This window comes from Mycobacterium sp. D16Q16 (assembly GCF_002013745.1).
In the GTDB taxonomy this organism is placed as follows: domain Bacteria; phylum Actinomycetota; class Actinomycetes; order Mycobacteriales; family Mycobacteriaceae; genus Mycobacterium.
In genome coordinates this window covers 380,492-405,931 of record NZ_MAEY01000001.1, presented here as the reverse complement: position 1 = coordinate 405,931, position 25,440 = coordinate 380,492, and the positions used below count along the sequence as shown (strand labels likewise).

Here is a 25,440-nt window from a genome sequence, read left to right as displayed (position 1 = left end):
TTCCGTAGCCGTGCAGTCTGAGTATCCGCGACCGTGGACGACGTTGTGGGTGGTGCTGTTCGGCCTGTTCATGATCTTGCTCGACTCGACGATCGTGTCGGTCGCCAATCCCGCCATCAAGATCGCTTTCGGTGCCGACTACTCGGCGACGGTGTGGGTCACCAGCGCCTACCTGTTGGGCTACGCGGTGCCACTGCTCACCACCGGGCGACTCGGCGATCAGTTCGGCCCGAGGTCCATGTACTTGGCAGGGCTGGCCGTCTTCACCGCCGCCTCGCTGTGGTGCGGGCTCGCCGGATCGATCGGCTGGTTGATCACGGCGCGCGTGGTGCAGGGGCTCGGCGCGGCGATGCTGACCCCGCAGACACTCACGGTGGTGCAACGGGTGTTCCCACCGCAGCGGCGCGGGACCGCCATGGGGGTGTGGGGCGCGGTCGCCGGGATCGCGACGCTGGTCGGCCCGGTCGCCGGCGGCGTGTTGGTCGACGGGTGGGGTTGGCAGTGGATCTTCTACGTCAATGTCCCGGTGGGGGTGCTAGGAATCATCCTGGGCGCCATCTATATCCCGCGCATGCCGACGCACCCTCATCGACTGGATCTCGTGGGTATCGCGCTCTCCGCCACAGGCATGTTCGCGTTCGTCTTCGCCTTGCAGGAAGGGGAGAGCTTCCACTGGGCGCCGGGGATATGGGGCATGATGGCGGCCGGTCTGGCGGCCCTGGGCGTGTTCGTGTGGTGGCAGTCGGCGAATCGGGGTGAACCGCTGATTCCGCTGCGGCTGTTCGCGGACCGCAACTTCTCGCTCGCCGGTGTGAGCATCGCCTCGATGAGTTTTTGTGTGATCTCCACCGGTTTACCCATGATGTTCTATACACAATTGGCGCTGGGATTTTCACCGACCAAGGCGGCGCTGACGCAGGCCCCGACGGCGATCGTGAGCGCGATCTTGGCGCCGGTGTCCGGCTGGCTTGTCGACAGGGTGCGTCCATCGGTGTTGATCGGCGGCGGCATCGCGTTGATGATCGCCTCGACGTTGTGGTGGACGGCGATGATGCGGCCGGAAACTCAGATGTGGCAGCTCATGCTGCCCGCAGCGGGTATCGGTGCTGCCATGGCGTGTATCTGGGGGCCCTTGGCCACCACCGCGACGCGGAACCTGCCATCCGCGGTGGCCGGTGCCGGGTCCGGCGTCTACAACACGCTGCGCCAGGTCGGAGGAGTGGTGGGCAGCTCGGCGATGGGCGCGTTGATGACGGCGCGGCTGGCTGCGAACATGTCCGCAATGCCGTCCTCTTCGATCGATTCCGCGCCAGATGGGGTGCTGCCGCCCGGGTTGCGCGCGCCGTACTCGGCGGCGATGTCCCAGTCGATGCTGCTGGGTGTGGCTGCGTTGGTGATCGGTTTGGTGGCAGCACTGTTCATGCGGCCGACCGGTTCACAGGTACGTGCCGTGTCCCTCGATCACGCTGTCGCCGTCGAAGATTAAGACCTCGTTGACGAGGCCGCCCTTGTGGTTTCGGTAGTTGATGACCATAGCCCTTGCGCCCACGTAGGTGCCGACGGGCTCGAAGTGCAGATCCGGGTTGCGGATGAGGGCTTCGGCCCAGTAGTCACGGATCGCTTTCTTGCCCCGAAAGATGCCCCCGGTCTCTGGCGCTATCTCGGCGCCATAGGCGGAGGTAAAGACCGCGTCCTCGTGGAAATGCGCCAGCACCGCCTCGATGTCGTGTGCGTTCCACGCCGCGTACCACTCCCGGCTGAACTTCTCGGGGTCAACGGTGAGCGTCATGACTCTCGCCCGGCAGCACCGTTTCCCTCCGGGCCGCGCCCGAACAACACCGCGGGGTTCAGGAACCCAGTGGGATCGAAAGCTGCCTTGACGGCCCGCATAGCGGCAATGTCGCCGGGGGTACGGGCCATGCTGAGGTAGTCGCGTTTGATTGTCCCGACTCCGTGCTCTGAGCTGACATTGCCGCCCAGCTCGGCGATGAGCGTCATCATGGGCTGATACAACGCGGTGGAGTCAGGGCAGCGCAACACATTTAAGTGCAGATTGCCCTCCCCGACATGACCGAACAAGACAGGTATCGCGTCGGGGACCTTCTCCGCGATCAGTGCGGTGGCACGTCGCTCGAACTCTCCGATGTGTGTCAGCGGCAGTGCTACATCGAATTTCAGCGGCGGCCCGTACGTTCCCAGCGCCTCGGCGATGGATTCGCGTACCTGCCAAAGGCGTTCACGGGAGTTGGCATCCAAACCGACGGCGGCCCGCTCGGCCACACCGGCGGCCTCGAGGGCTTCGGCGAGATCTTCGGTGGGGTCGCTATCGCGGGCGAGTTCGATGAGCAGCAGCCATGGATTGTCCACGGGGCTTGGAATGCCCAACCTGGCGTCCATGAGCTCCAGTGCGGCAATTCCGCTGAGATCACGGAAGATCCGGCTTGCCTCGACCAGCTGATCCAGGTGGTCGAACCCGGTGATCGCCGCGACGCTGTGTTTCGGGACCGGATGCAGGCGCAGTTCGAGCGCGGTGATGACGCCTAGGGTGCCCTCGGCGCCGACGAACAGGCTGGTGAGGTCGTAGCCCGTATTGTCGGCACGAACATCACTGTGGCGCTGCATGATTGATCCGTCGGGGAGAGCGACCTGCACGCCGATGACCTGCTCGCGCATGTTGCCGTAACGCACCGTGCGCAGGCCGCCGGCGTTGGTGGATGCCATGCCACCCAGAGTGGCCGAGTCGCGTGAGCCGATGTCGACGCCGAATTGCAGGTTCTCCTTGGCGGCGGCTTGTTGCAGTGCTGCCAGGGTGACACCTGATCCGGCGCGGATCCGGCGGTCGACGGTGTCGATGGCGCCGATCTCGGTGAGCCGCTCGGTGGATAGCAGAACGTCCTCATGCTCGGGAACGGTCCCGGCGACCATCGACGTGCGGCCGCCCTGGGTGGTGACGGGGTGGCCGTGCGCCTTGCAAGCCTTCAAGATTGCGCCGACTTCCTCGGCGGAGCCGGGCCGGATCAGGATGCTCGCGGTGCCGCGGTAGCGGCCGGTGTGGTCGATCGTACGGCCGGCCAGCACGTCGGCATCGGTGCTGACGTACCGATCGCCGACTATCTGGACGAGGTCATCCACAAGCGAGGACATGGACCTCAGTGTGGCACGGCGTCATTGGTCCGGTCTGGACTTAGGGCCAAGAACGCTCCGAGCTCGACGAGTCCGTCGGGGGTGGCCGGCAGATACTCGGTCAGTGCCGGCGACCTGACGATCACCGCCTGGAACTTCGCTCGGCTGATCGCCACGTTCAGCCGGTTCCTGTTCAGCAGGAACGACATACCGCGCGGCACGTCATCGACGGCCGAGGCGGTCATCGACACGAACACAACCGGCGCCTGGCGCCCCTGGAACTTGTCCACGGTCCCCACCAGCACCTCGCCTAATCCGGCAGCGGCCAGCGCGGCCCGCAAAGCCAACACCTGCGCGTTGTACGGAGCCACCACCAGCACGTCGGACTGCGCCAGCGGCCGTGTGCCGGATTCGTCGGTCCAGTCCGCCCCGATCAGTCCTGCGATTTCTGTAGCGATCGCCTCGGCCTCCTGTGGACTGCTGGTCGCGTTCCCGTCATGGTCGACCAGCAGCGTCCGTACTCCGGGATCCTGTCCAGCCAAGGTGCGTGCCGGCGCAGCGGACTCAAGTTCACCGTCGTAGGAAAGCTCCGAAACCCGTTGACATAGTGCGGGATGCATCCGGTATGAGCGCTCCAGGAAGTACCCACGGTCGATGGACAGCGCGCCATGACCTTCCACGAGCCAGCCCAGCGCGGAGGTGTCCACCGGCTCCGGATGCACACCCTGCGACACCTGCGGCAGCTGCTGCGGATCGCCGAGTAGCAGCAGGTTCTGCGCTCCCCGTGCCACCGCTAGCGTATTCGCCAGGCTGAACTGGCCGGCCTCATCAATGACCAGCAGGCGTAGCACCCCATCGGCGACACGGGTGGTGTTCGCGAAATCCCATGCGGTGCCTCCGATGACCGCGCCTTCGCGGGCGTGGGATGCGATGAAGCCCGCATAGTCGCTATCCCGAATCTGAGTCCACGCGGCATCACCGCTGTATGGCGATGCCTTCTTCGCGACTCGCTCGGGCGGTACGCCCGCCGCGACGACCTGGTCCAGGAGATGTTCCACGACGGCATGAGACTGGGCTACCACGCCAACAAGCCAGCCCTCCCGCGTCACCAGCTCGGCGATGACGCGTGCCGCGGTGAAGGTCTTACCGGTCCCCGGCGGGCCATGTACGGCAAGGTATGACGAGTCCAGATTGCGCAAGGCGGAAGTGATGGCTCCCGCATACCCGTCGTCGCCTACCGACGGCAGCGGCCCGCCACGTGGGTTGCGGCGCAACAGAATATCGAGGGATGCGGTATGGGGAAGCTCAGGGAGACGGTGGGCAACGTCCAGGGCGACTTGCTCGATCGCGGCTTCCAATGCCTTGGTCATCACCGGCGGGCCCGGTGCAAGAGCCATCGGCATCTCGGAGAACACCTCGCCGTTCTTCGGGGTGAGCTCCTGGATCGTCACCTCTACGGGTACCCCGCCGGATTCGGTGACCTCCACCACCGTCGCCGATCCAGACGCCCGCCGATCGGGGTCCCCGTCGCCGAGCCCCATCGGTGCCGGCGGTTCATAGAGCGCGTAGACGCTGTCGTCGAGGACACCCCCTGCGAGGTCGCCCGTCAGTTTCACATGTCGTCGGAGCTTGCGCTGACTTCCAGATTTATGCCAGTCCTCGACCAACTGGGCGCCCTCGACGATGAAAACCCCAGCGGTATCCGCCCATTCGTCGACTGGGTTGTTCAGTCTGTCGAAGTGGCTCCACCAGAATGGTTTTCGCTCTCGAGCGTGATATCCGCGTGCTGCCGACACCATGGCCGCCGCGGTTTGTTCGGCGCTACGATCGGCCGGACCGGCATCTCCCACGAATGCCGCCAGCGCCATGCCAATCTCATCGGGCTCCGGCTCCTCCTTGTCGCCGACAGCGGCAGAAGAGGATAGGTGGGTAATGCCGTGCTCAAAAGCCCGCACCAGTAGCCAATCCCGGAGCTTGCGCGTCGAAGCGCAGTCGTAACGGTTGTACTCGGCGATGGAGTCCAGTACTTCCTGCGCCGCCGGGTCAGCGCTATCGCGCAGTGCGCAATAGCGCGCGTATTCGTTGATCGAATCCACCGCAGTCGTGACGTCCCCGGAGCGCTTTCCGGATTCGATGAACAGCGGCTCCAATGCCTTGAGCCCGTAGCCGCTGGAACCTGATCGAATGCTCTTGCGCACCACGGGATAGAGATCGACCAGTACGTTGTCGCGCAAGAGCTCATCGATCTGTTCCTCGCCGACGCCGTACCGGCCGGCAAGGCGCAGCAATGCGGTCTTTTCGTACGCCGCGTAGTGGTAGACGTGCATCCCCGGATAACGGCGGCGGCGTTTGGCCACTAGATCCAGGAAGGTGATCAAGGCCTTTCGCTCGCTGTGGCGATCGTGAGCCCACATCGGCCGGAATTTCTCCTTGCCGGACCGGTCATACTCGAGCACGCCGAACAGGTACTCCAGCCCCCACTGCACGCCGTCCTCGGTCCACAGCGGATCTCCCTCGAAGTCGAAAAAGATGTCTCCGGGATTGGGGGCGGGCATTGTGCCCAGCGGAATCGGATCAGCAACCTGGAACTGTGGTGTGCCACTGTCTCGTTGGTGGACCTGCAACTCGGCCTGTGCCACCAATTGCTGGAGGCTGCGCGCCGACATGTCGGCGACGGTGCCGGGGCCCGCGGCAAGCTCCGCGACGGTGCTCACCCCGGCGTCCAGCAGTGCCGCCCGCTGACTGATCCGCATGCCCGCGACAAGCAGCAAGTCATCGGTGCGCTCGACCTCCGGATCGCACACGGGACAGCGAAAGCAGGCGCGGACGTGCTCATCGGACCACTGCACCGGAACACCGCCTGCCAGATGGCGATCAAGCAAGCCCTGCAATTGGATTCGCCGCTGGCGATACACGCCGACCAGATCGGCCACGGGATAGTCAACGGCGGAACGGTCGCCCAGGATCAGCCGCACTTCCGGGGACACCGGCACACCTGTTGCCATCAGGCTGTCGGCGTATGCCGCCAACTGCAGCAGGGCCGTCACCTTGGCGCTGCGGGCCAGTTTGGTGTCACAGACGCGATATGTCTGGTCCTCCCGGACCACGAAGTCCGCGAAACCGAGGAACCGGCCGTCGAACATCGCGGCCTGGTACACCACCGGAATCCCGTCGTCGAAGGCCCGTTTCGTCGCAGCGGCGACCGCATGGAGTCCGTCGAGCGTGAAGGTGGGGGGAAAGGGAATGCTGGCCACCCCGGAACCGAAGCGCTTCCTCAGCTCGGCAAGGTGGTGGGCCTCATGGGCGTCCCCCAAAATCGCGGTGCGCGCCAGGAGTTCATCATCGCGAGGGGGAGCCGGTCCCCATCCGAGCTTGGCGTCGAACGCCCGCAACAGGGCGTATTCACAGCGGGCCGCGGAGGCAAGATCCGAAGCGCTGTAGACGACCCGGCCGTCGAGGACGAACACCCGATCACTGTAGGTGCTCGCACCGACGAAGACGCCCTACTGTGCGGCCTGTTGCACCTTTTCCACGCCAGATCCGTTCCAGCGGAAGGACACCACACTCTCCAGTCCGGGGATGCCGTTGGAGAAGTTGAGCACCACGGTGTCCAAGGTGCTCGCCGATAGATCGATGGCGTTGTATCCGTAGGTGTCGGGGACACCGTGCGAGATCACGCCGCCCAGGTGGAAGAACACCGCGCGGGTAGGGGGCGCGGGCTCGTGGGTGTCCGCGGCGACGATGACTGCCGACAACGGGGCGCACTTGTTGTAGTTGCCCGCCACGGGCACCGGATTCCAGGTGGCCTCGCTATTGGGGCCGGGGGGTAGGACCGCGACGGCGGCCGCGACGGCCGGATCCTTCAGGTTGATCGCGCAGTCGTCCTTAGTTGAGGGCGGGGGTTGGGGCTTGGTCGCGGAACCCAACGGTCCGGGAGGTGGCGAGGGGGATGTGATGGTGTTGGCCGGCGTCTTGGACACCGTGCTGTCGCCGCCGGTGCAGGCCGAGGCGAGCACGATCACGGCCGGCAGCACAGTCAGCGCGCCCACCAAATCCATCCTTCGCACGGCCCCGCACACTACCGACATTTACCAAAGATGCGCTGGAGGCGGGAGTTGAGCGCGCTAGCGCCTAGACTTCTTGACGCCATGACCTCTACAGATATCCCCACGCCCGACACCGGCGACTCGACTGCACCACGCGCGGATGACGCCGTCACCTTCGCGGACCTACAGATTGCCCCCGAGGTGCTGCGTGCGGTGTCCGACGTGGGGTACGAAACACCCTCGGCGATCCAGGCTGCCACCATCCCGCCGCTGCTCGCAGGCTCGGACGTCGTGGGACTGGCGCAGACCGGTACCGGGAAGACGGCGGCGTTCGCCATCCCTATCCTCTCGAAAATCGACCTGACCTCGAAAAACACTCAGGCACTGGTGCTTGCGCCGACGCGCGAGCTGGCCCTACAGGTTGCCGAGGCATTCGGCCGATACGGGGCACATATGCCCCGGCTGAACGTGCTGCCGATTTACGGTGGCCAGTCGTATGTCGTCCAGCTATCGGGTCTCAAGAGGGGCGCCCATGTGGTGGTCGGCACGCCCGGGCGTGTCATCGATCACTTGGAGCGCGGCACGCTTGACCTCTCGCACCTGGACTACCTGGTGCTGGACGAGGCCGATGAGATGCTCACCATGGGCTTCGCCGAGGATGTCGAACGCATCCTGGCCGACACCCCCGAATACAAGCAGGTGGCCCTGTTCTCAGCCACCATGCCCGCGACCATCCGGCGACTGACCAAGAAGTATCTGCATGATCCGGTGGAGATCAAGGTCGAGGCGAAGACCTCCACTGCCGAGAACATCAGGCAGCGCTTTATCCAGGTGGCCGGGCAGCGCAAGATGGACGCCCTTACCCGGATCCTCGAGGTCGAGACCTTCGAGGCGATGATCGTGTTCGTCAGGACCAAACAGGCCACCGAGGAGGTGGCCGACAAGCTCAAGGCGCGCGGGTTCGCGGCGGCTGCGATCAACGGCGATATCAACCAGTCGCAGCGCGAGCGCACCATCAACGGGCTGAAGAGCGGTGCCATCGACATTCTGGTCGCCACCGATGTCGCCGCGCGTGGCCTGGACGTCGAGCGCATCTCCCATGTGCTCAACTACGACATCCCGCACGACACCGAGTCGTATGTGCACCGCATCGGCCGCACCGGTCGCGCGGGCCGCTCGGGTACTGCGGTGTTGTTCGTCTCTCCACGGGAACGGCACCTGCTCAAGGCCATCGAGAAGGCCACCGGGGCCAAGCTTGTCGAGGAGGCGCTGCCCTCGGTTGACGATGTCAACGCCCAGCGGGTGACGAAGTTCCGCGATGCCATCACGGCCGCGCTCTCGGCACCGGAGGTCGAGCTCTTCCGTCGGCTCGTCGAGGACTACGAACGCGATAACGACGTGCCGGTGGCCGATATCGCCGCGGCGCTGGCGGTGCTGTCGCGCGACGGCGAGCAGTTCCTGCTCAAGCCCGATCCGCCCCGTGACCCGCGCCAGGAGCGCGGGGAGCGCCCCGAGCGCGGGCCCCGCGAGGCACGTCCGGGAACTCCTGGGCTGGCGACGTACCGCATCGCCGTCGGCAAGCGGCACAAGGTGATGCCCGGCGCCATCGTGGGGGCGATAGCCAACGAAGGCGGTTTGCACCGCAGCGACTTCGGTCACATAACGATCCGGCCTGACCACTCACTTGTCGAGTTGCCCGCCAAGATGTCGCCCAAGACGCTGAAGGCGCTGGAAAGCACCCGGATCTCCGGTGTGCTCATCGAGCTGCGCCTCGCAGGCGGGGCCGACGCTGCGCGTCCCGCCCGTAAGTTCACGGATCGCAAGCACCCAGACCATAAGCACACGGACCACAAACGGTCGGAGGCGAAGCGTCCCAAGCGGTCCCCCAAGAAACCATGACGGCGGTCCCCGCGACTGACAGTGCCCCCGTCGTCCACGGTCCGGGACGCGTCGCTGCGCTCACGGGTATCCGCGCGGTGGCCGCGACCCTCGTGGTGGCCACCCATGCGGCCTACAGCACGGGGAACTATGTCGTCGACGGTGTTTCCCCGTGGCGTGCGTATCTGCACCTGATGCAGGCCCGTTTGGAGATCGGTGTACCGATCTTCTTTGTGTTGTCGGGTTTTCTGCTGTTCCTGCCGTGGGTGCGGGCGGCCGCCGACGGTACCGCCTCACCCTCGGTGAGACGCTATGCCTGGCACAGGTTTCGGCGCATCATGCCGGCCTACTGGATTCTCGTGGCCATCGCGTACATCTGGTATCACATCCGGGACCAGTATCCGAACCCCGGACACACCTGGTTGGGCTTGCTTCGAAACCTCACGCTCACCCAGATCTACACCTCTAACTATGGATATCGCTATATCCACCAAGGCATGACGCAGATCTGGAGCCTTGCCGTCGAAGCGGCGTTCTATGTCGCATTGCCGTTCTTGGCATGGCTGTTGATCAAGAAACTCTGTGGGGGACACCGGCGTCCGGTGCGCCTGCTGGTCGGTTTGGGCGCCCTGGTGTTGGTGACTCCGGGGTGGATGACCGTGGTGTACACCGTCAGTGCCTTGCCTGACGGAGCGAAACTGTGGCTTCCCGCCTACCTGTCGTGGTTCGTGGGCGGCATGATTTTGTCTGTTCTGGCCGTCATGGGCGTGCGCTGCTATGCCTTGGTGACGGTGCCGCTCGCGATCATCTGCTACCTCATCGTGTCCACGCGGATAGCAGGAGACCCGACTACCTCGCCGTGGGCGCTGCCGCAAGCGCTGACCAAATCCATCTTCTACGTTGTGATCGCGACGTTGTTGGTCGCGCCCGCCGGGTTGGGTGACACCGGCTGGTATGTCAGGTTTCTCGCATCGCGGCCCATGGTGTGGCTGGGTGAGATCTCTTACGAGCTGTTCCTCATCCACATGATCCTGATGGAGATCGTGATGGTTGATCTGCTGCACTACCACGTCTACACCGGGTCGGTGGTGATCGTGTTCCTGGTGACGATGGTGGTCAGCGTGCCTGCGTCGTGGCTGATCCACCGGGCTGCGCAGATGCTGCTGGTGTGGGGTTCACGTCTACGGAAATCATTGGCGCAACGAACTCAGTGATGAGAGTGCGCTCGTCCCCGGGGTTGTCCTCGGGGTAGGAAAGCAGCGAGATAATCATCCGGACATACCATTTGGCTCGCAGGTGAGATTCGGAATCCGCCGCTGTGCCGTTGACAAACGCCGACACCATGGCGTTCAGCACCTCCGAATGCAACGCCAGCGAGCCGCCGACATATTCGCCGGGGCGGAACCAGGCCGATAGGGCCGGGTTGTCACGGACCAAGCCGAGGCTGATGAGCACGGCGCTGACCAGACGCTCTGTCGGATCGTCGATGTCGGCGACCGCTGCGGTGACCTGCCCGGTGATGGCCCTGGCCTCGCGGTGCACATAAGCGATGTGCAGCGCCTCGCGATTCTCGAAGTACCGGTACAGAGTCGCCCGGGAACAGCCGGCGGCCTTGGCGATCTCGTTCATGCCGACAGCGGCGACGCCGTCACGCACGAACAGCTCGGCGGCCGCGTCGAGAATTTTCTCGGCGGCCACCGATGTCCTCGTGTCGGCCAACCAGCTCATGCTGGTTCGCGCTCTTCGCGCAATCGGCTCATCGCAAGATCATCGCACGCGGATGGGTACCGTCAGGGGCCTTCGCACATACGAGCCGCCCGCCCAGGTGACCCCGTCGAGGTCGACCTCGAAATCCGGTATGCGGGTGAGCAGTTCCTCGAGAGCTACCCGTGACTGCATACGAGCCGCGGCGGCTCCCAGGCAGTGGTGATTCCCGTGGCTGAAGGTGAGGATGTTGCGTGGCTTTCGGAGCACATCCAATTCGCCCGCATCTTCGCCGTACTCGCGCTCGTCCCGGTTGGCGCTGCCATAGAGCAGTAGCGCACGCCGCCCCGCGGCAATGGTGGTGTCGCCGAAGGTGACGTCGCGGGTCGCGGTTCGCGCCAGACCCTGCACCGGAGATGTCAGGCGCAGAAACTCCTCGACTGCCCCCGGGATGAGTGAGGGATCGTCGATCAGTTTCTGGCGTTGATCGGGATTCTGGTGCAGCAGTTGTATTGCACCGCCGAGCATTCCGGTGGTTGTGTCGTTGCCGCCGGTCACCATGGTGAACGCGAATCCGAGGATTTGGAGCGTTCCGCTGATGTCTCCGTCGGCTCCCACTCCGGCGGCAACGAGGTGGGACACGGTGTCGTCCTCGGGTTCGGCGCGCCGCCGCTCGATGAGTCCGGTGAAGTACATCATCAGTTCACCGATGGTCTGAGCGACCTCGCCCTGCATGGTCTCGATGTCGATCGCACCGCCGGCCGCTGCCGCGACGATGCCGTCGGTCCAGATGTCGAACTGTGCGCGGTCCTCTTCGGGCACCCCGAGATAGTGCGCGACGACCATCGAGGGCAGGGGCTTGAACAGCTCGACGACGATATCGCCCTCGCCGCGCTCCTTGAGGCGCTCAAGGCGCTCCACCACGAACTCGCGCACCTTGGGCTCCACGGCGGTGACCTGTCGCGGTGTGAATCCGCGGGAGACGAGCTTGCGGAAGTCGGTATGCGTGGGCGGGTCCTGCATGACCATGGGCGGGTTGTCGCCCATGCCGGTCTTCTCCAGATCGCCGTACATGACGGTGAGACCCCGCGCCGAGGAGAACGTTTCCCAGTCACGAGCCGCTTCGTAGACGTCGGCATGCCGGGTGAGCACGTAATAGTCGTCGGTGGGCGTGTGCTCGGGCACCACATGGTGCACCGGGTCGTGATCACGCAGCGCCGTGTACATGGGCCAGGGATTGGTCCAGTTGTCCGCGGCTCCGGGGACATAACGCGGCACAACCGTATGAGACACATCGAGTGACATGTCTTATGTGTAAGGCATGTCACCTAATGTGTCAATATCCAGTGAGGAACTAGATCAGGGTGCCGGGGTTGAGGATGCCCTCGGGGTCAAGTGCCTGCTTGATTCGGCGGTTGACCTCCAGCACCTCCGGGCCGACCTGGCCGCCCAGCCATGGCTTTTTGAGCCGCCCCACGCCGTGCTCGCCGGTGATGGTGCCTCCCAGTGAGATCGCCAAGTTCATGATCTCGCCGAATGCGGCATGGGCACGCTGTGATTCGTCGGGGTCGCTGGGGTCGTGCACGATCAGCGGATGGGTGTTGCCGTCACCGGCGTGTGCGATTACCGAGATGAGCAACCGGTGTTGTGCGGCAATGGCTTCCACGCCCTTCACCAGTTCGGCCAGCTTCGGCAGCGGGACGCCCACGTCTTCGAGCAGCAAGGTGCCCTTTGCCTCCACGGCCGGAATGGCGAATCTTCGTGCCGCGACGAATGCCTCGCCCTCGTCCTGGTCATCGGTGGAAAAGACCTCGGCGGCATGATGATCGGTGAAGATCTGTGCGATGAGCTCGGCATCCTCCGCGGCGGTTTTCCCGCGTTCATCGGAGCGGGCGACGAGCATGGCGGCGGCCTCGCGGTCCAGTCCCATTCTCAGTTTGTCCTCGACCGCGTTGATCGCCACCGAGTCCATGAACTCCAGCATGGAGGGCCGGATCAGCGCGGTGATCGCGAGCACCGCGTCGGCGGCCTCGGTCACCGAATTGAATGTCGCCACCACGGTGCACGGCGGCGGTTGCGGGGGCAATAGCCGCAGAGTGACCTCGGTAATCACGCCGAGTGTGCCCTCGCTGCCGACAAAAAGTTTCGTAAGGCTCAGTCCAGCAACATCTTTCAGACGGGGCCCACCCAGTCGCAGGATCGTGCCATCGGCTAGTACGATGTGCATACCCAGCACGTAATCGGTGGTGACTCCGTACTTGACGCAACACAGTCCGCCGGCGTTGGTCGCGATGTTGCCGCCGATGCTGCAGATCTCGAAGGATGATGGATCCGGCGGGTACCACAGGCCATGTTCGGCAGCAGTGGCCTTGACTTCCGCGTTGAGAGCGCCGGGCTGGGCGATCGCCACACGAGTGGTGGTGTCGATGGAGATGGCGCGCATCCGCTCGGTCGACAACACGATGGCGCCGTCCTGGGCGGTGGAACCGCCGGATAACCCAGTTCCCGCACCGCGGGGAACGACGGGGATGTGATGCGCGCTGGCCCATTTCAGGGTCGCCGAAACCTCTTCCGTGCTGCTGGGACGTACCACCGCGAGAGGTGTTCCGGCGTCCGGATCGAAGGCGCGGTCCTGTCGATAGGAGGCGGTGATATCGGGGTCGGTGATGACCGCGCCCTCGCCGAGGGTCGTCGCGAGCTCGTGGAGGGCGGTCTGGCTCATATCATCCGTGCTGTCGCGCCGGCGTCGATCGGCAGCACCGTGCCGGTGATGTGTGAACTGGCCTCGTCGGCCAGGAACAACACGGCACGGGTGACCTCCGCGGGCTTGAGGAAGGGTGCATACTGCAGGTGCAGCGACGCGAAGACGGATTCGACGTCCTTGAGTGTGGGCTTCTCCAGGTCAGGCCGCATGGTGCCGAATACGAAATCATTTTGGGTCATGGGAGTTTCGACGTTTCCCGGTGCGACGGCGTTGACGGTGATGCCGTAGCCGACGAGGTCATGTGCGGCGACCTTCGTCAGCCCGATGACACCCCACTTGGACGAGACATAGGACGCCTGAGCCCATGTCGCGCTGTGCCCGAGCATTGAGGAGACCGTGATGATGCGGCCGTAGTTCCGCTTGATCATGCCGGGCGCCACAGCCGCGATGGTGTTGAAGGTGCCGGTGAGATTGGTGCCGATGACCTCGTCCCACTGAGCGGAGTCAACCTCGGGCAGCAGCGCGATGGTGCTGATACCGGCGTTGGTGATGGCGATGTCGATTCCGCCGAGTGAGTCCTCGGTTTCGGCGACAAACGATTCCAGTGCGGCGCGATCCTTCACGTCGACCTTGGCCGAGATGCACTGGCGTCCGGTCTTTTCCACCATGGCGACCGTCTCGGCGAGGTCATCCTCGGTAGCCAGCGGGTACCCGACGACATCGCTGTTCTCACAGCGATCACAGATCGCGATATCGGCGCCCGCCTCGGCGAGCGCCAGGGCGTGTGAACGACCCATGCCGCGTGCGCCGCCGGTGATCAGTGCAATTCTTCCCTCGAAGTCAGCCACGGAGCCGACCCTACCGAGTTGGATCCTTGTGGGGCTGCTGTTCCTCGCGGTCCAACTCTCGTAAGACGGGCATCCGAGTGCTGGCGACGGCGATCAGGAGCATCGGTATGCCGATGATCGTCAGGGTCGAGGCAACGCCAAACTTGTCGGCGATGGGGCCGGCGAGCATGAACCCGAGCGGCCCGGCGCAGTATGCCGTGGACGTCATGACGCCCACCACCCGCCCGCGCAAGTGCTCGGGGGAGCGGGTCTGCATGACGTAGTTGGCGATCGGCGCCACTGGTCCGTAGATGAAGCCCAGGCATGCTCCGAGCATCAGCAGGACCGCGATGGGTGGCAGGAAAGACATGCCCAGCGTGGTGATGCCGGCGGTGAAGGTGGCACACAGCATGATGGTGCGGCGTTGGACGTGGCGCACCATGGTGGCGTACCCGAGAGCACCGAGCAGCCCGCCGACCGAGATGAACATGAGTATCCAGCCGAGCTGCTGGGGAGTCCCGGCATCGCTGAAGTGCTTGGGCAGCAGCACACTTTCGATGGGCAGATAGAGCGCTGTGATGGCCATGTCGATAAGCGCCAAGGTGCGCAGGATCTTGACGTTCCAGACGAATTTCAATCCCTCGACCACACCGCTGATGACGCCGGTGGGCTTGGTTTCGGCGGCCGGTTTCCCGCCACCCTCGACCTTGAGGAAGGCGATTGCCGCGACGGACACGACGAAGGTCGACGCGGTGGCCCACATGGTGTTGACGCCGCCGATGGAGGCGATCAGCAGACCGCCCAGACCCGGGCCCACGATGTACGCGACGTTGAACACCGCCTCGTACATGCTGTTCATCCGGTCGAGCGACCAGCCGGCAGCCTTCGCGGCGGCGGGCAGCATCGATTCACGTGCGGTGATTCCGGCGGGGTCGAAGATGGCACCGACCGCGGCGAGAGCCGCGAGCAGCGGCACGCTGAGTCCGGTGGTCATGGCCAGAATCGGTATGGCCGAAACGGATAACAGAGACAGGACGTCGGAGATGATCGACATCTTGCGGCGTCCGAAGAAGTCGACCGCCGTTCCCGAGATCAGGGTGGAGAAGACCAGCGGCAAGGTTCCGGCGGCGGCAACGATTGCGGCATCCGCGGCAGAGCCGGTGCGCTGCAGAACTAGCCAGGGGAGCGCGACGATCGACACACCGTTGCCGATGGCGGCCACAACAGATGCGAAGAGCAGCAGGAATACCGGCCGGCGATTCACCTGATCAATTGTCGGCGAATCCGCCGTCGGAGTGGACATGTCGCCGAAAACGTATCAGCGGATAGTGCGGGTGGTCGAGTGATTTTTGCTAGTTGGCTTGCACTGCCTCGCGAACGATGCGAGCTGTGGATTCCAGGTCGGGATCTCGACGGATCATGAATCCCTTTGCGAAGGCAAGTTTGTCGCCTCCGCGTCGTGGCACCACATGCAGGTGCGCGTGCATGACCGTCTGGAACGCGACGCGGCCGTCATTGAGGGCCAGGTTGGTGCCTTCGCTCTGCAGCTTCGAATCGCGCATGGCGTTGGCGATTCGCTGTCCCACGGTCATGATGGCGGCGGCATCATCGGGCTTCAGATCCGTGAGGTCCTGAGCGTGGGACTTCGGGATTACCAAGGTGTGTCCACGGGTGATGGGGCGGATATCGAGGAAGGCGAGTGTCGTCTCGTCCTCGTATACGGGGAACGATGGCGACTCGCCGGCAACAATGGCGCAGAAGACACAGGACATGAGCACACCGTAGCGGGTCCGCAGTGAATTCACTTCTGTCACAGTTGTTTCAGGGTGCGGTTAGTTGTCGGTGGGCACCGTTAGTATTCGAACATGAGTTCGATTGTGGTGTTGGAGGCGGCGGTTGATGCCTTCTGCGCTGACGTCTTTGATGGGCTCGCTAACCCCGAACTACTTGCGGTGCTGGCCCGCCTTGAAGTGGTTCAACGCCGGCTCATGTCCGTCTCGTTGTCCGGTACGGCCCAGCTCGTGCAACGCGGTGCGCCGATCGAGTTGGGTGGCACTTCGCATGCCGATGTGTTGTCGCGGCGCCTGCATATCAGCAGGGGTGCGGCCCGGCGCCGGATCGCCGATGCTGAACAGCTGGCGCCGCGGCAGGCGCTGACGGGTGAAGCGTTGGCGCCGCGGTTGCCGAAGGTGGCCGCCGCGCTATCTCGCGGCGATATCGGGGACGAGCATGTGCGGATCATCCGCACGTTCTTTGACCGGCTGCCGGTGGTGGTGGATGCCCCGACCCGCCAGGCCGCCGAGGCGCAACTTGCGGCTATGGCTACCGGGTTTGGGCCCGAAGCACTGCGGGTGGGCGCCGACCGGATGATGGCGTTGTTGAACCCCGACGGTGAATTCTGCGATATGGATCGGGCCCGGCGCCGAGGAGTCACGATCGGGCAGCAGGGCTTTGACGGCATGTCACCCATCTCCGGATTGTTAGATCCGGAGACGCGCGCCTACCTGGATGCGGTGCTGGCCAAACTCGCCGCACCCGGCATGTGCAACCCGAACGATCAAACACCGATGGTCGACAGCGAACCGGCACCCGAAGCCGCCGAACGAGATACCCGAACATCGGCGCAACGCAACCACGACGCGCTGCGTACCTGCCTGCGATTCACCCTGGCCTCCGGACAGCTCGGCTCCCATCACGGACTACCGGTCACCGTCGTGGTCACCACCACCCTCAAAGAGCTCGAAGATGCCGCCGGAATCGCCACCACCGGCGCCGGCACCCGGCTACCGATGCGCGATGTGATCCGCATGGCCACCCACGCCCACCACTACCTGACGATTTTCGATGACGATGGCCGACCGTTGTATCTGGGACGTTCTAAACGCATCGCATTGGCAGATCAGCGGATTGTGTTGCACGCCCAAGACCGCGGCTGCACCCACCCCGACTGCACTGTCCCCGGATACCTCTGCCAGGTCCACCACATCAACCAATGGGCCGATGGCGGCCCCACCGACATCGACAACCTCACCTTCGCCTGCGCACCCCACCACCGCCTCCTCAACCACGGCTGGACCACCCGAAAACACCCCAACGGCACCACCGAATGGATACCCCCACCACAGCTCGATCTTGGTGACCCAATCACCACCAACCACCACCTGCAGGAGACGCCTTATTCTCCTTTGCTGTAAGGGTTTTGGTGTGCGTGTTGGGATCCACGTTGAGTTCCCCACGGGGCAAACAGTTTTGGAGCCGCGCAAGGCGGCCTCTGTGCCTTTGCCCACTCGCGGGATCGTTCTCAATGGGTACCCTCGGGGTGGTGTCAGACCTAGCAATCCAATTGTCCGAGTCCGGCCGGGATTGGCTGATCCACAAGCCGGTCGACATCGCGATCTACGTCGTTCTGGCGCTGGTGGTGCGGTACGTATTTCACCGGGCGATCGATCGGCTGGTTCAAGGCGCCGAGCGGACGGATCAGTCGGAGAGCCGCAGCCGATGGTCGCTCTTCACGCGCCGCGCACCGGATACGGCGGAGAACGCAGCTCTCGACGAGGCCGAGCGGCGGCCCTCGGTCGTGCGCACACTGCGGGGACGCGCTCAGGACCCGGCCCGTGACGCGCGCAGGCGCAAACGCCGAGCACAGCGTGCGCAGACCCTTGGCTCCGTTCTCAAGTCGGCCGTCTCGTTTCTCGTGCTCGTGTGGGTGATTCTGCAGTCGCTTGCGATCCTGGGAGTGAACGTGGCTCCCTTTATCGCATCTGCGGGGATCGTCGGTGTCGCGCTTGGTTTTGGCGCGCAAAACCTGGTGCGGGACTTCATCACCGGAATATTCATGTTGTTTGAGGACCAGTACGGCGTCGGCGATGTGGTGGACGTCGGTGATGCGGTAGGCACCGTCGAGAGCGTCGGTATGCGTATCACCACGGTGCGCGACCTGCACGGCACTCTCTGGTACGTGCGCAATGGTGGGATCGCACGCGTAGGCAATTTCAGTCAGGACTATGCGGTGGCCTTCCTGCAACTGCCCGTGTCTTACAGCGCCGATGTCGACCTGGCCTGCAAGGTGGCGCTCGAGGCTGCTGAGCGGGCGGTCGCCGACGATGCGCTACGGCGGGAGGTCCTCGGAGCTCCGGAGATGCTGGGGGTGGACGCAATCACCACCGACGCGATCAGTCTGCGTTTGACGGTCGCCGTTCGTGCGAATGCGCAGTGGGCGGTGGAGCGCGAGCTGCGGCGCCGGATTCTCGTCGCATTCGACGAGAACGCTATCCGCCCGCTCTATCTCGACGGGTTACTGCGTGCAGATGCCGAGATTCTGGAGAAAGTAGACCGCTGACTGCCGCCGATGCGCAGTACGCTGGTGATATGGCTGGTAAGGAAATCGACAAGCAGCGGGCAAATGCCGCGCTGGCGGTGATCCGTCAGCACCCGGGGATGGCGCTGTTCGTGGCTGCCCCGGTACTGGCCGCTCTCGGCGCCGTGTGGTGGCTCGCCGGTCTCGGATGGGCGTTGGTCCTGGCAGTGGTCATCGTGCTCGCCGGCGGTGCCGCGGTCGTCATGCGCCGCAGCTGACGTAGCGGTCGCCGCCCCCACATTGTTCGCTGTAAGCGAACACTCTGAATTTTGTAAGCGTGTAATTTTGTAATCATGAAACGAGATCAACAGTCCGACGCCTCCGACGCCGCGGATTGGTTCGCCGGGCGCCTGCCCGACGGCTGGTTCAGTGGTGATCCCGAAGTCGTCGTCGACCGCGAAGAGATCACCGTCATCGGTCGGCTACCCGCGGATGAGGGTGACAACGAGAGCGAGGCGCGCGCCGCAGGCCGGGCCTCGCGTTTCCGGGAAGAGACCCGCTCCCATCGAATGCGCATCGCCGACGAGGCGCAGGCTCGGTACGGGCGCAAGGTTTCCTGGGGTGTCGATGTGGGTACCGCCGACGAGTCCGAGCGAATTCTGTTCACGCACATCGCGGTTCCGGTGATGACGCGGCTGCGGCAGCCCGAACGTCAGGTACTCGACACCCTGGTGGAGGCCGGAGTTGCCCGCTCCCGTGCCGATGCGCTGGCGTGGGCGGTGCGGCTGGTCGGTGAACACGCCGAGGATTGGCTGGACAAGCTGCGCGGTGCCATGACGGAGGTTCGGGACCTACGGACGCAAGGTCCGCAGCTCTAGGCCTGTGTCATCGCGAAGTAGGCGCCGCGGCGCGCCAGCAGTTCCGTGTGAGTGCCGCTCTCGACGACGCAGCCGCCGTCCATCACGACAATGCGGTCCGCATCGCGAATGGTGGAAAGCCTATGGGCGATAATGAAACTCGTTCGGTCCCGGCGCAGCTCGGCCATGGCCCGCTGGATTCGTAGCTCGGTGCGGGTATCCACCGAGCTCGTCGCTTCGTCGAGAATCAGCAGCTGCGGGCGTGCCAGGAATGCACGGGCGATGGTGATCAACTGCTTCTCTCCGGCGCTGATGTTCTCACCGTCGTCGGCGATCCTGGTGTCGTAGCCGTCGGGAAGTGTGCGCACAAATCGGTCCACGTATGCCGCACGCGCAGCCTCGCGGACCTCGTCGTCGGAGGCCTCGGGCCGCCCGTAGGCGATGTTCTCGGCGATAGTGCCGCCGAAAAGCCAGGTGTCCTGTAGCACCATCCCCATCCGAGACCGCAGATCATGTCGGCTCATCGTCGAGATATCAGTGCCGTCCAGCAGTATCCGCCCGGAGTCGATGTCGTAGAAGCGCATCAGCAGGTTCACCAGGGTGGTCTTTCCGGCCCCGGTCGGCCCGACGATCGCTACCGTTTGCCCCGGTTCGACGCGCAGCGACAGCCCTTCGATCACCGCGTTGCCGGGGGAGTAGCTAAAGCTGATGTCATCGAACTCGACACCCGGGGTCCCGCCCGGGACCGTCGCCGGAGATGCCGGATCGGGCGGCTCCTCGTCCTCGTCCAGCAGCTCGAAAACCCTTTCGGCGCTGGCGAGTCCGGACTGCAGGGTGTTGTACATCGCCGCGACCTGTGTCAGGGGCTGATTGAACTGCCGCACGTATTGCGTGAACGCCTGGATGCCGCCGAGCGTCAGGTCGCCGGAGGCCACCTTCATGCCGCCCACCACCGCCACTGCCACATAGCTCAGGTTTCCAATGAACGCCGTGGCGGGCGATACCAATCCCGAGAAAAACTGTGCCCCAAAGGCGCTGCTGTAGACCTTGGCGTTCCGATCGGCGAAGATTGCCTCTGCCTCGGCGCGGTGTCCGTAGGTCTTGACGATGGTGAAACCGCTGTAGGTCGCCTCGATGTGTGCGTTGAGTTTCCCGGTGTTAGACCACTGCGCCACGAACAGCTGTTGGGAGCGGCGGGCGATCGCGCGCGTCACCCATAGCGACATGGGCACGGTCGCGAGTGTGATCAGTGCCAGCAGCGGCGAGATGCTGAGCATCATGGCAAGTACGGCAACCAGGGTCAGCATTGAGCTCAGCAGCTGGTTGATGCTCATCTGCAGTGACGTCTGGATGTTGTCGACATCGTTGGTTACGCGGCTGAGGATTTCCCCGCGCTGTCGGGAATCAAAGTATGACAAGGGAAGCCGATGCAGTTTGTCTTCTACATCGGCACGCAGCGCCACCACCGTGCGCTGCACGGTGACGTTGAGAAGCCGTGCCTGTACCCATGCCAGTAACCCGGCCGCCAGATACATACCCAAGGCCAGGGCCAGCGTCATCCCCACCGCGTGAAAATCGACACCCGTCCCGGGGGTGACGTTCATGCCGGAAAGCATCTGTGCGAACTGGCCGTCCCCGCGGGCCCGAGCCGCCTCGATGGCCTGTTCCTTGCTGAGCTCGGCGGGCAACTCCCGTCCGATGACCCCGTTGAACAAGAGATCGGTGGCATGCCCCAGGATCCGGGGCCCGATGACCCCGATCGCGATACCGGTCATGGACAGAGTGATCACCATGGCGGTCAGAAAACGTTGCGGAGCAAGTCGTCTCACCATCCGTACGGCGGTGCCGCGGAAGTCCCGGGAACGTTCTGCCGGCCCTTGTTGCACACCTCGAAAGCCGATCGTCCCAGTCATACCGGCAGCACCGCCTGCGAATCGCAGATCTCCTGGTACATCCCACAGCGGTCCGCCAGTTCGGCGTGGGTGCCCACCGCGGCCACTCGGCCGTCCTCCAGCACCACGATCTGGTCGGCATCGACCACCGTCGATATCCGTTGTGCCACAACAATCACGGTGGCGTGCGCGGCGACCGCACGCAGCGCCTCCCGTAACCGCGCATCGGTATGCACATCCAGCGCGGAGAACGCGTCATCGAACAGGTAGACGCCGGGGCGGCGAATCACCGCCCGCGCGATCGCGATGCGCTGACGCTGCCCGCCCGAAAAGTTGATACCGCCTTGCGACACCGGCATCTGCAGCCCCGAGGCGTGCGCGTGGACAAAGTCCGCCGCCTGCGCGACGCGCAACGCATCCCACATCTCATCCTCGGTGGCATCCGACTTGCCGTAGCGCAGGTTGCTTTCCACCGTTCCGGAGAACAAGTAGCCCCGCTGCGGGACCAGACCCATAACCATCCAAAGGTCCTCAGGGTCGTATCGGCGAACATCGTGACCGCCCACACGTACCGAACCTGCGGTCACGTCGTGCAAGCGGGGGATCAAAGACAGCAGCGTGCTCTTACCGCAGCCCGTCGCGCCGACCACGGCGGTGACCGTCCCTGGTCGCGCCGTGAACGAAACCCCTTCCAGCACCGCACGCTCGGCACCGGGATAACGGAACCCGGCATCGGTGAACTCGACGGTCGGGTCGAGTGCGTCCACATGCACCGGATCGGCCGGTGCTGTAATCGATCCCACCGTTTCGAACACCTCGGTGATCCGTTCGGCACACGCTGATGCGCGCGGCACCATGACGGCCAGCATGGTGAGCATCATCATCGACATGAGGATCTGCAAGAAGTAGGACAAGAAGGCCACCAGCGAGCCCACCTGCATCTGTCCCTGGTCGATCCGCAGCCCGCCGAACCAGATCAGCGCCACGCTGGAGGTATTGATGACCAATGAAGTAGTGGGCAGCATCAGGGCCTGCCATCGTCCGGCGGCCAGCGCCGTGTCGGATACCTCGGCGACAGCGACGCTAAATCGTTTGCGCTCCACTGCTTCCCGTGTGAATGCGCGGATGACCCGAATACCGGTCAGTTGTTCTCGCATCACGCGGTTTATGCCGTCGATGAGTCGTTGCATTCGGCGGAAGATCGGCAACATCGAGCGCACGATGTACCAATTGGTCACACCGAGCGCGGGCATGCTCACGATGAGCAGCCAGGACAAGCCCGCATTCTGATGGACCGCCATGGCGATTCCGCCGACGCACATGATCGGCGCCGTCACCAGCATGGTGCAGGTGATCTGCACCAGCACTTGTAATTGCTGAACATCGTTGGTGGTGCGCGTCAGCAGGGTCGGCGCGCCGAATCGGGCGGACTCCTCGGCGGAGAACCCGGTGATGTGATGGAACAGCGCCGATCGCATATCGCGGCCGAACCCCATACCTGTTCTGGAACCGAAATACACCGCGCCGATCGAGCAGGCGATCTGCACCAGCGTCACGGCGAGCATCACCATGCCGAGCCGCATGATCATTCGGGTGTCGCCCTGTGCCACACCGTCGTCGATGATCGCGGCGTTGACGGTCGGTAGGTACAAGGAGGCCAGCGTGCTGAGGGTCTGCAGGATGACGACCACCGCGACGAGGCTGCGGTACGGGCGGACGTAGCGTCCCAGAAGGGCCCGCAACTGACCCTGAGGCATGGGCACCACTGTCGCACACCAGGCCCGCAACAAAGCCGCAGCTCAGTGGTTGACTCCGGTTTGTGCCGCTACAGTGCACATGTGAGGTTGGGCTTGGATTCGCGCAACGTGTGGGGCAAGTGTGCTGTCGCGCTGGCGATGGTTGCACTGGTGTTGGCGGGCTGTTCGGGCGGTGATAAGTCCGATGAGCCCAATGGCACCGCGCCGAACGCGACGGCGCCGGCGCAGACGAAGTCCAAGGGCGTCGAGGGGCCGATGTTCACGGAGTGCGGCGGCATCAGTGACCAGGCGATGATGCAGATGACCAAGGTCGTGGGCCTGGTCGGCACCGCCAAGAACTCTGTCGGTTGTGTCTGGCTTCGCGGTGGAAGCATCGTGGGACCGCACTTCTCCTTCAACTGGTACCGCGGCAGCCCCATTGGCCGCGAGCGCGCGACCGAAGAACGGACGCGCCCGAGCGTCGAGGACATCGAGATCGCCGGGTACAAGGGATTTATCGCCACCGACGGCTACCCGGGCACCGTGACCAAGCTGTGCGAGATCGGCATGGACTTCGGTAACGACTTCATCGAATGGTCCATCAACTTCGAGCCCGGATCAGGTGCGCCCGACCCCTGCGATGTGGCTAAGCAGCTGACCGAGACGTCCATCAAGGCGGCCAAGAAATGACGCATCGGAAAACGAAATCGCTGTTCGCGGCGGCCTGCATCGCACTGGTCACACTCACGTCGGCAGGCTGCGGCGGCACGGTCGACGGTGAGGCGGTCATGCCCGGCAAGGGCGATCTGGGTGACGGCACGCCCGCTGAGCAGAAGTACCCCAACCTGCTCAAGGAGTGTGACGTTCTCACCACGGACGTCCTGGCCAAGGCCGTCGACGCCGATCCAAGGGACATTCAGAGCACCTTTGTGGGGGCGCTATGCCGGTGGCAGGCCATGAGTAAGAGCGGCGGCCTCGTCGACATCACCCGCTTCTGGTTCGAGACCGGCAGCCTCGACGCCGAAAAGGCCACAGCGAACAGTCTGAAATACAACGTCCAAGAACGGGCGATCCAGGGCATTCCGTCGATTGTGATGAAGCCGCCGGACCAGCCGGGCGCCTGTGGAGTTGCCAGCGACGCCGCAGGTGTTGTTGGATGGTGGGTCAACCCGCAGGGCCAAGGCGGAGACTCATGCACGCAGGCAATCAAATTGATGGAGATGACGCTGTCAGTGAATATCTGACAGGTCGTGTTCGCTCGTCCCGTATCGCCGGGATACTGCTGTGTCTTGTGGTGGCCTCGGGAGTCATGTTCAGCGCCGGATGCTCTAGCCACCACCGTGAACTCGGCGGGCACGACGTCACAGCCGGGCATGACATTCGGGTCGGCCCGGTGTACTCCGAGTGCGGCAGCCTCACCACACCCGATATCTCGGCCGTTGTGCGCCGGACTGACCTCAAGCTGATTGCAAAGACCCCCGCCGGGTGCACGTGGTCTCCGAACGGATCCTGGAGTGCGCTCCCCAACGTCACACTCTCCTGGTATCGGGGCAGCCCGATCGGCCGCGAGCGGGAAGGAGAGGAACGAACGCGCGACGAGGTCAAGGACTTCTCGGCCGGAGGCAAGAGCGGCTTCATCAGTTCGACCTACGGGATGTGCGTCACCGCGTTGGAGTACGGGGACGACCAGTTCTTCGAATTGGCGGTCACGCTGCTTGGCGCGGGTCACGGCACGTCGTCGGATGCGTGCCATTGCGCGATGAAGCTGTCCACCCAGGTGGCGGAGAAGGTCTGAGGCAGCCCGCTAGCGCGGTACGTGGAACTTGGTCAGCGATCCGCCTGCCAGTTCGAGCCGTGACCACGGTGAGCGAGTCGTCAGCACCGCGATCGCCGAGGTCGGAAACTTAGTGGAGATCCGATTCGCGGCCTCGGCGTTGCTGGTGCCGGTGTTGGCCAGCGCCAGTGCTAACTGCGACGTGGTGGGCTCATGCCCGACGACGAGCACGGTAGTCGCGGAGTCCGGTACCCCGTTGATCTCGCCGAGGGTGATCCCCACCGTCGAGTCGTAGAGCTTGTCGCTGAATCTGACGAGCTGGCTGTGGACCCCGGTCTGCGTCAGCGTCGCGCGGGTCCGGGTGGCGGTCGAACACAGCACCGCGTCGATCCGATTGAAGTTGTCCTGCAGCCAAGTCCCAGCCTGGGTGGCTTGTCGGGTACCGCGCAGATTCAGCGGACGCTCGTGATCGTCGACACCGGGTGGATACGCCGACTTCGCATGCCGCATCAGGATCAGGGTGCGCTTGGCGTCCTCCGACATGATTCGTACGGTAGCCGGGGTGTGCGACGAGCGCCGGGCAAATGCCAGACCTGTGGATA

Annotated in this window: 23 protein-coding genes; 10 read left to right on the top strand and 13 right to left on the bottom strand. The window is 64.3% G+C overall.

Going from position 1 to position 25,440, the window contains the following annotated elements; all coding sequences use genetic code 11:
• Positions 1-10: 10 nt before the first annotated feature.
• Entirely contained in the window at positions 11-1,486 is a 1,476-nt protein-coding gene (locus B4394_RS01910) for a DHA2 family efflux MFS transporter permease subunit (protein WP_139359860.1), read from the top strand.
• On the opposite strand, the gene B4394_RS01905 is transcribed toward B4394_RS01910, so the two are convergent.
• Genes B4394_RS01905 through B4394_RS01890 form a run of 4 tightly spaced genes read right to left on the bottom strand, consistent with a single transcriptional unit; the run spans position 1,436 to position 7,181 of the window.
• A complete protein-coding gene (locus tag B4394_RS01905) occupies positions 1,436-1,789 on the bottom strand; it encodes a nuclear transport factor 2 family protein (protein WP_078309560.1) in 354 nt (117 codons plus the stop codon). The two genes, B4394_RS01910 and B4394_RS01905, sit on opposite strands and share 51 nt — an antisense overlap.
• Complete coding sequence (locus B4394_RS01900) at positions 1,786-3,144, bottom strand: FAD-binding oxidoreductase (protein WP_078309558.1); 1,359 nt, start codon at positions 3,142-3,144, stop codon at positions 1,786-1,788. The genes B4394_RS01905 and B4394_RS01900 overlap by 4 nt, the downstream gene beginning before the upstream one ends.
• A gap of 5 nt (positions 3,145-3,149) precedes the next feature.
• Positions 3,150-6,590: a TM0106 family RecB-like putative nuclease gene (locus tag B4394_RS01895; RefSeq protein ID WP_078313972.1), complete on the bottom strand. Its 3,441-nt coding sequence runs from the start codon at positions 6,588-6,590 to the stop codon at positions 3,150-3,152.
• Positions 6,591-6,626: 36 nt separating this feature from the next.
• Positions 6,627-7,181, bottom strand: coding sequence for an LppP/LprE family lipoprotein (locus B4394_RS01890; protein WP_078313971.1), 555 nt, complete (start codon positions 7,179-7,181; stop codon positions 6,627-6,629).
• Positions 7,182-7,271: 90 nt separating this feature from the next.
• On the opposite strand from B4394_RS01890, the gene B4394_RS01885 reads away from it, so the two are divergent.
• Positions 7,272-9,068 carry a DEAD/DEAH box helicase gene (locus tag B4394_RS01885; protein ID WP_078313970.1) on the top strand — a complete coding sequence of 599 codons (1,797 nt, stop codon included), beginning with the start codon at positions 7,272-7,274 and terminating at the stop codon, positions 9,066-9,068.
• Positions 9,065-10,261, top strand: a complete 1,197-nt coding sequence (locus B4394_RS01880; RefSeq protein ID WP_078313969.1) for an acyltransferase family protein — start codon at positions 9,065-9,067, stop codon at positions 10,259-10,261. Before B4394_RS01885 ends, B4394_RS01880 begins: the two co-directional genes overlap by 4 nt.
• Here B4394_RS01880 and B4394_RS01875 read toward each other — a convergent pair.
• From B4394_RS01875 to B4394_RS01850, 6 genes are read right to left on the bottom strand one after another with little or no spacing between them, the layout of a single operon-like run.
• Positions 10,164-10,775: a TetR/AcrR family transcriptional regulator gene (locus B4394_RS01875; RefSeq protein ID WP_078313968.1), complete on the bottom strand. Its 612-nt coding sequence runs from the start codon at positions 10,773-10,775 to the stop codon at positions 10,164-10,166. The two genes, B4394_RS01880 and B4394_RS01875, sit on opposite strands and share 98 nt — an antisense overlap.
• Before the next feature lie 39 nt (positions 10,776-10,814).
• A complete protein-coding gene (locus B4394_RS01870; RefSeq protein WP_078313967.1) occupies positions 10,815-12,056 on the bottom strand; it encodes a cytochrome P450 in 1,242 nt (413 codons plus the stop codon).
• A gap of 49 nt (positions 12,057-12,105) precedes the next feature.
• A complete protein-coding gene (locus B4394_RS01865) occupies positions 12,106-13,473 on the bottom strand; it encodes an FAD-binding oxidoreductase (protein ID WP_078313966.1) in 1,368 nt (455 codons plus the stop codon).
• Positions 13,470-14,303 carry a mycofactocin-coupled SDR family oxidoreductase gene (locus tag B4394_RS01860; RefSeq protein WP_078313965.1) on the bottom strand — a complete coding sequence of 278 codons (834 nt, stop codon included), beginning with the start codon at positions 14,301-14,303 and terminating at the stop codon, positions 13,470-13,472. The genes B4394_RS01865 and B4394_RS01860 overlap by 4 nt, the downstream gene beginning before the upstream one ends.
• 10 nt (positions 14,304-14,313) lie before the next feature.
• Entirely contained in the window at positions 14,314-15,585 is a 1,272-nt protein-coding gene (locus B4394_RS01855) for an MFS transporter (RefSeq protein ID WP_078313964.1), read from the bottom strand.
• A gap of 49 nt (positions 15,586-15,634) precedes the next feature.
• Positions 15,635-16,054 carry an HIT family protein gene (locus tag B4394_RS01850; protein WP_078314223.1) on the bottom strand — a complete coding sequence of 140 codons (420 nt, stop codon included), beginning with the start codon at positions 16,052-16,054 and terminating at the stop codon, positions 15,635-15,637.
• A gap of 93 nt (positions 16,055-16,147) precedes the next feature.
• Here B4394_RS01850 and B4394_RS01845 point away from each other — a divergent pair, with 93 nt between their 5' ends.
• From B4394_RS01845 to abmR, 4 genes are all read left to right on the top strand, one after another.
• Positions 16,148-17,476 (top strand): HNH endonuclease signature motif containing protein, encoded by a 1,329-nt coding sequence (locus tag B4394_RS01845; RefSeq protein WP_078313963.1) that lies wholly within the window; start codon positions 16,148-16,150, stop codon positions 17,474-17,476.
• Positions 17,477-17,586: 110 nt separating this feature from the next.
• Positions 17,587-18,621: a mechanosensitive ion channel family protein gene (locus B4394_RS01840; RefSeq protein WP_078313962.1), complete on the top strand. Its 1,035-nt coding sequence runs from the start codon at positions 17,587-17,589 to the stop codon at positions 18,619-18,621.
• A gap of 29 nt (positions 18,622-18,650) precedes the next feature.
• A complete protein-coding gene (locus tag B4394_RS01835; RefSeq protein ID WP_078313961.1) occupies positions 18,651-18,857 on the top strand; it encodes a hypothetical protein in 207 nt (68 codons plus the stop codon).
• 75 nt (positions 18,858-18,932) lie between these two features.
• Positions 18,933-19,457 carry an ATP-binding transcription factor AbmR gene (gene abmR / locus B4394_RS01830; protein WP_078313960.1) on the top strand — a complete coding sequence of 175 codons (525 nt, stop codon included), beginning with the start codon at positions 18,933-18,935 and terminating at the stop codon, positions 19,455-19,457.
• Here the strand turns inward: abmR and B4394_RS01825 are convergent.
• Positions 19,454-21,349 carry an ABC transporter ATP-binding protein gene (locus B4394_RS01825; protein ID WP_078313959.1) on the bottom strand — a complete coding sequence of 632 codons (1,896 nt, stop codon included), beginning with the start codon at positions 21,347-21,349 and terminating at the stop codon, positions 19,454-19,456. The two genes, abmR and B4394_RS01825, sit on opposite strands and share 4 nt — an antisense overlap.
• A complete protein-coding gene (locus tag B4394_RS01820; protein WP_176138279.1) occupies positions 21,346-23,070 on the bottom strand; it encodes an ABC transporter ATP-binding protein in 1,725 nt (574 codons plus the stop codon). The genes B4394_RS01825 and B4394_RS01820 overlap by 4 nt, the downstream gene beginning before the upstream one ends.
• A 153-nt stretch (positions 23,071-23,223) precedes the next feature.
• On the opposite strand from B4394_RS01820, the gene B4394_RS01815 reads away from it, so the two are divergent.
• The 3 genes from B4394_RS01815 to B4394_RS01805 are packed head-to-tail and all read left to right on the top strand — an operon-like array spanning position 23,224 to position 24,859.
• Positions 23,224-23,754, top strand: a complete 531-nt coding sequence (locus tag B4394_RS01815; protein ID WP_170914961.1) for a DUF3558 domain-containing protein — start codon at positions 23,224-23,226, stop codon at positions 23,752-23,754.
• The gene (locus tag B4394_RS01810; protein ID WP_078309524.1) at positions 23,751-24,308 is read left to right on the top strand and encodes a DUF3558 domain-containing protein; all 558 of its coding nucleotides are present in this window, start codon (positions 23,751-23,753) and stop codon (positions 24,306-24,308) included. The genes B4394_RS01815 and B4394_RS01810 overlap by 4 nt, the downstream gene beginning before the upstream one ends.
• 32 nt (positions 24,309-24,340) lie before the next feature.
• Positions 24,341-24,859, top strand: coding sequence for a DUF3558 family protein (locus B4394_RS01805; protein ID WP_078314221.1), 519 nt, complete (start codon positions 24,341-24,343; stop codon positions 24,857-24,859).
• Positions 24,860-24,868: 9 nt separating this feature from the next.
• Here the strand turns inward: B4394_RS01805 and B4394_RS01800 are convergent, their stop codons facing one another.
• Positions 24,869-25,381 (bottom strand): SixA phosphatase family protein, encoded by a 513-nt coding sequence (locus B4394_RS01800; RefSeq protein WP_078309522.1) that lies wholly within the window; start codon positions 25,379-25,381, stop codon positions 24,869-24,871.
• Positions 25,382-25,440 lie beyond the last annotated feature (59 nt).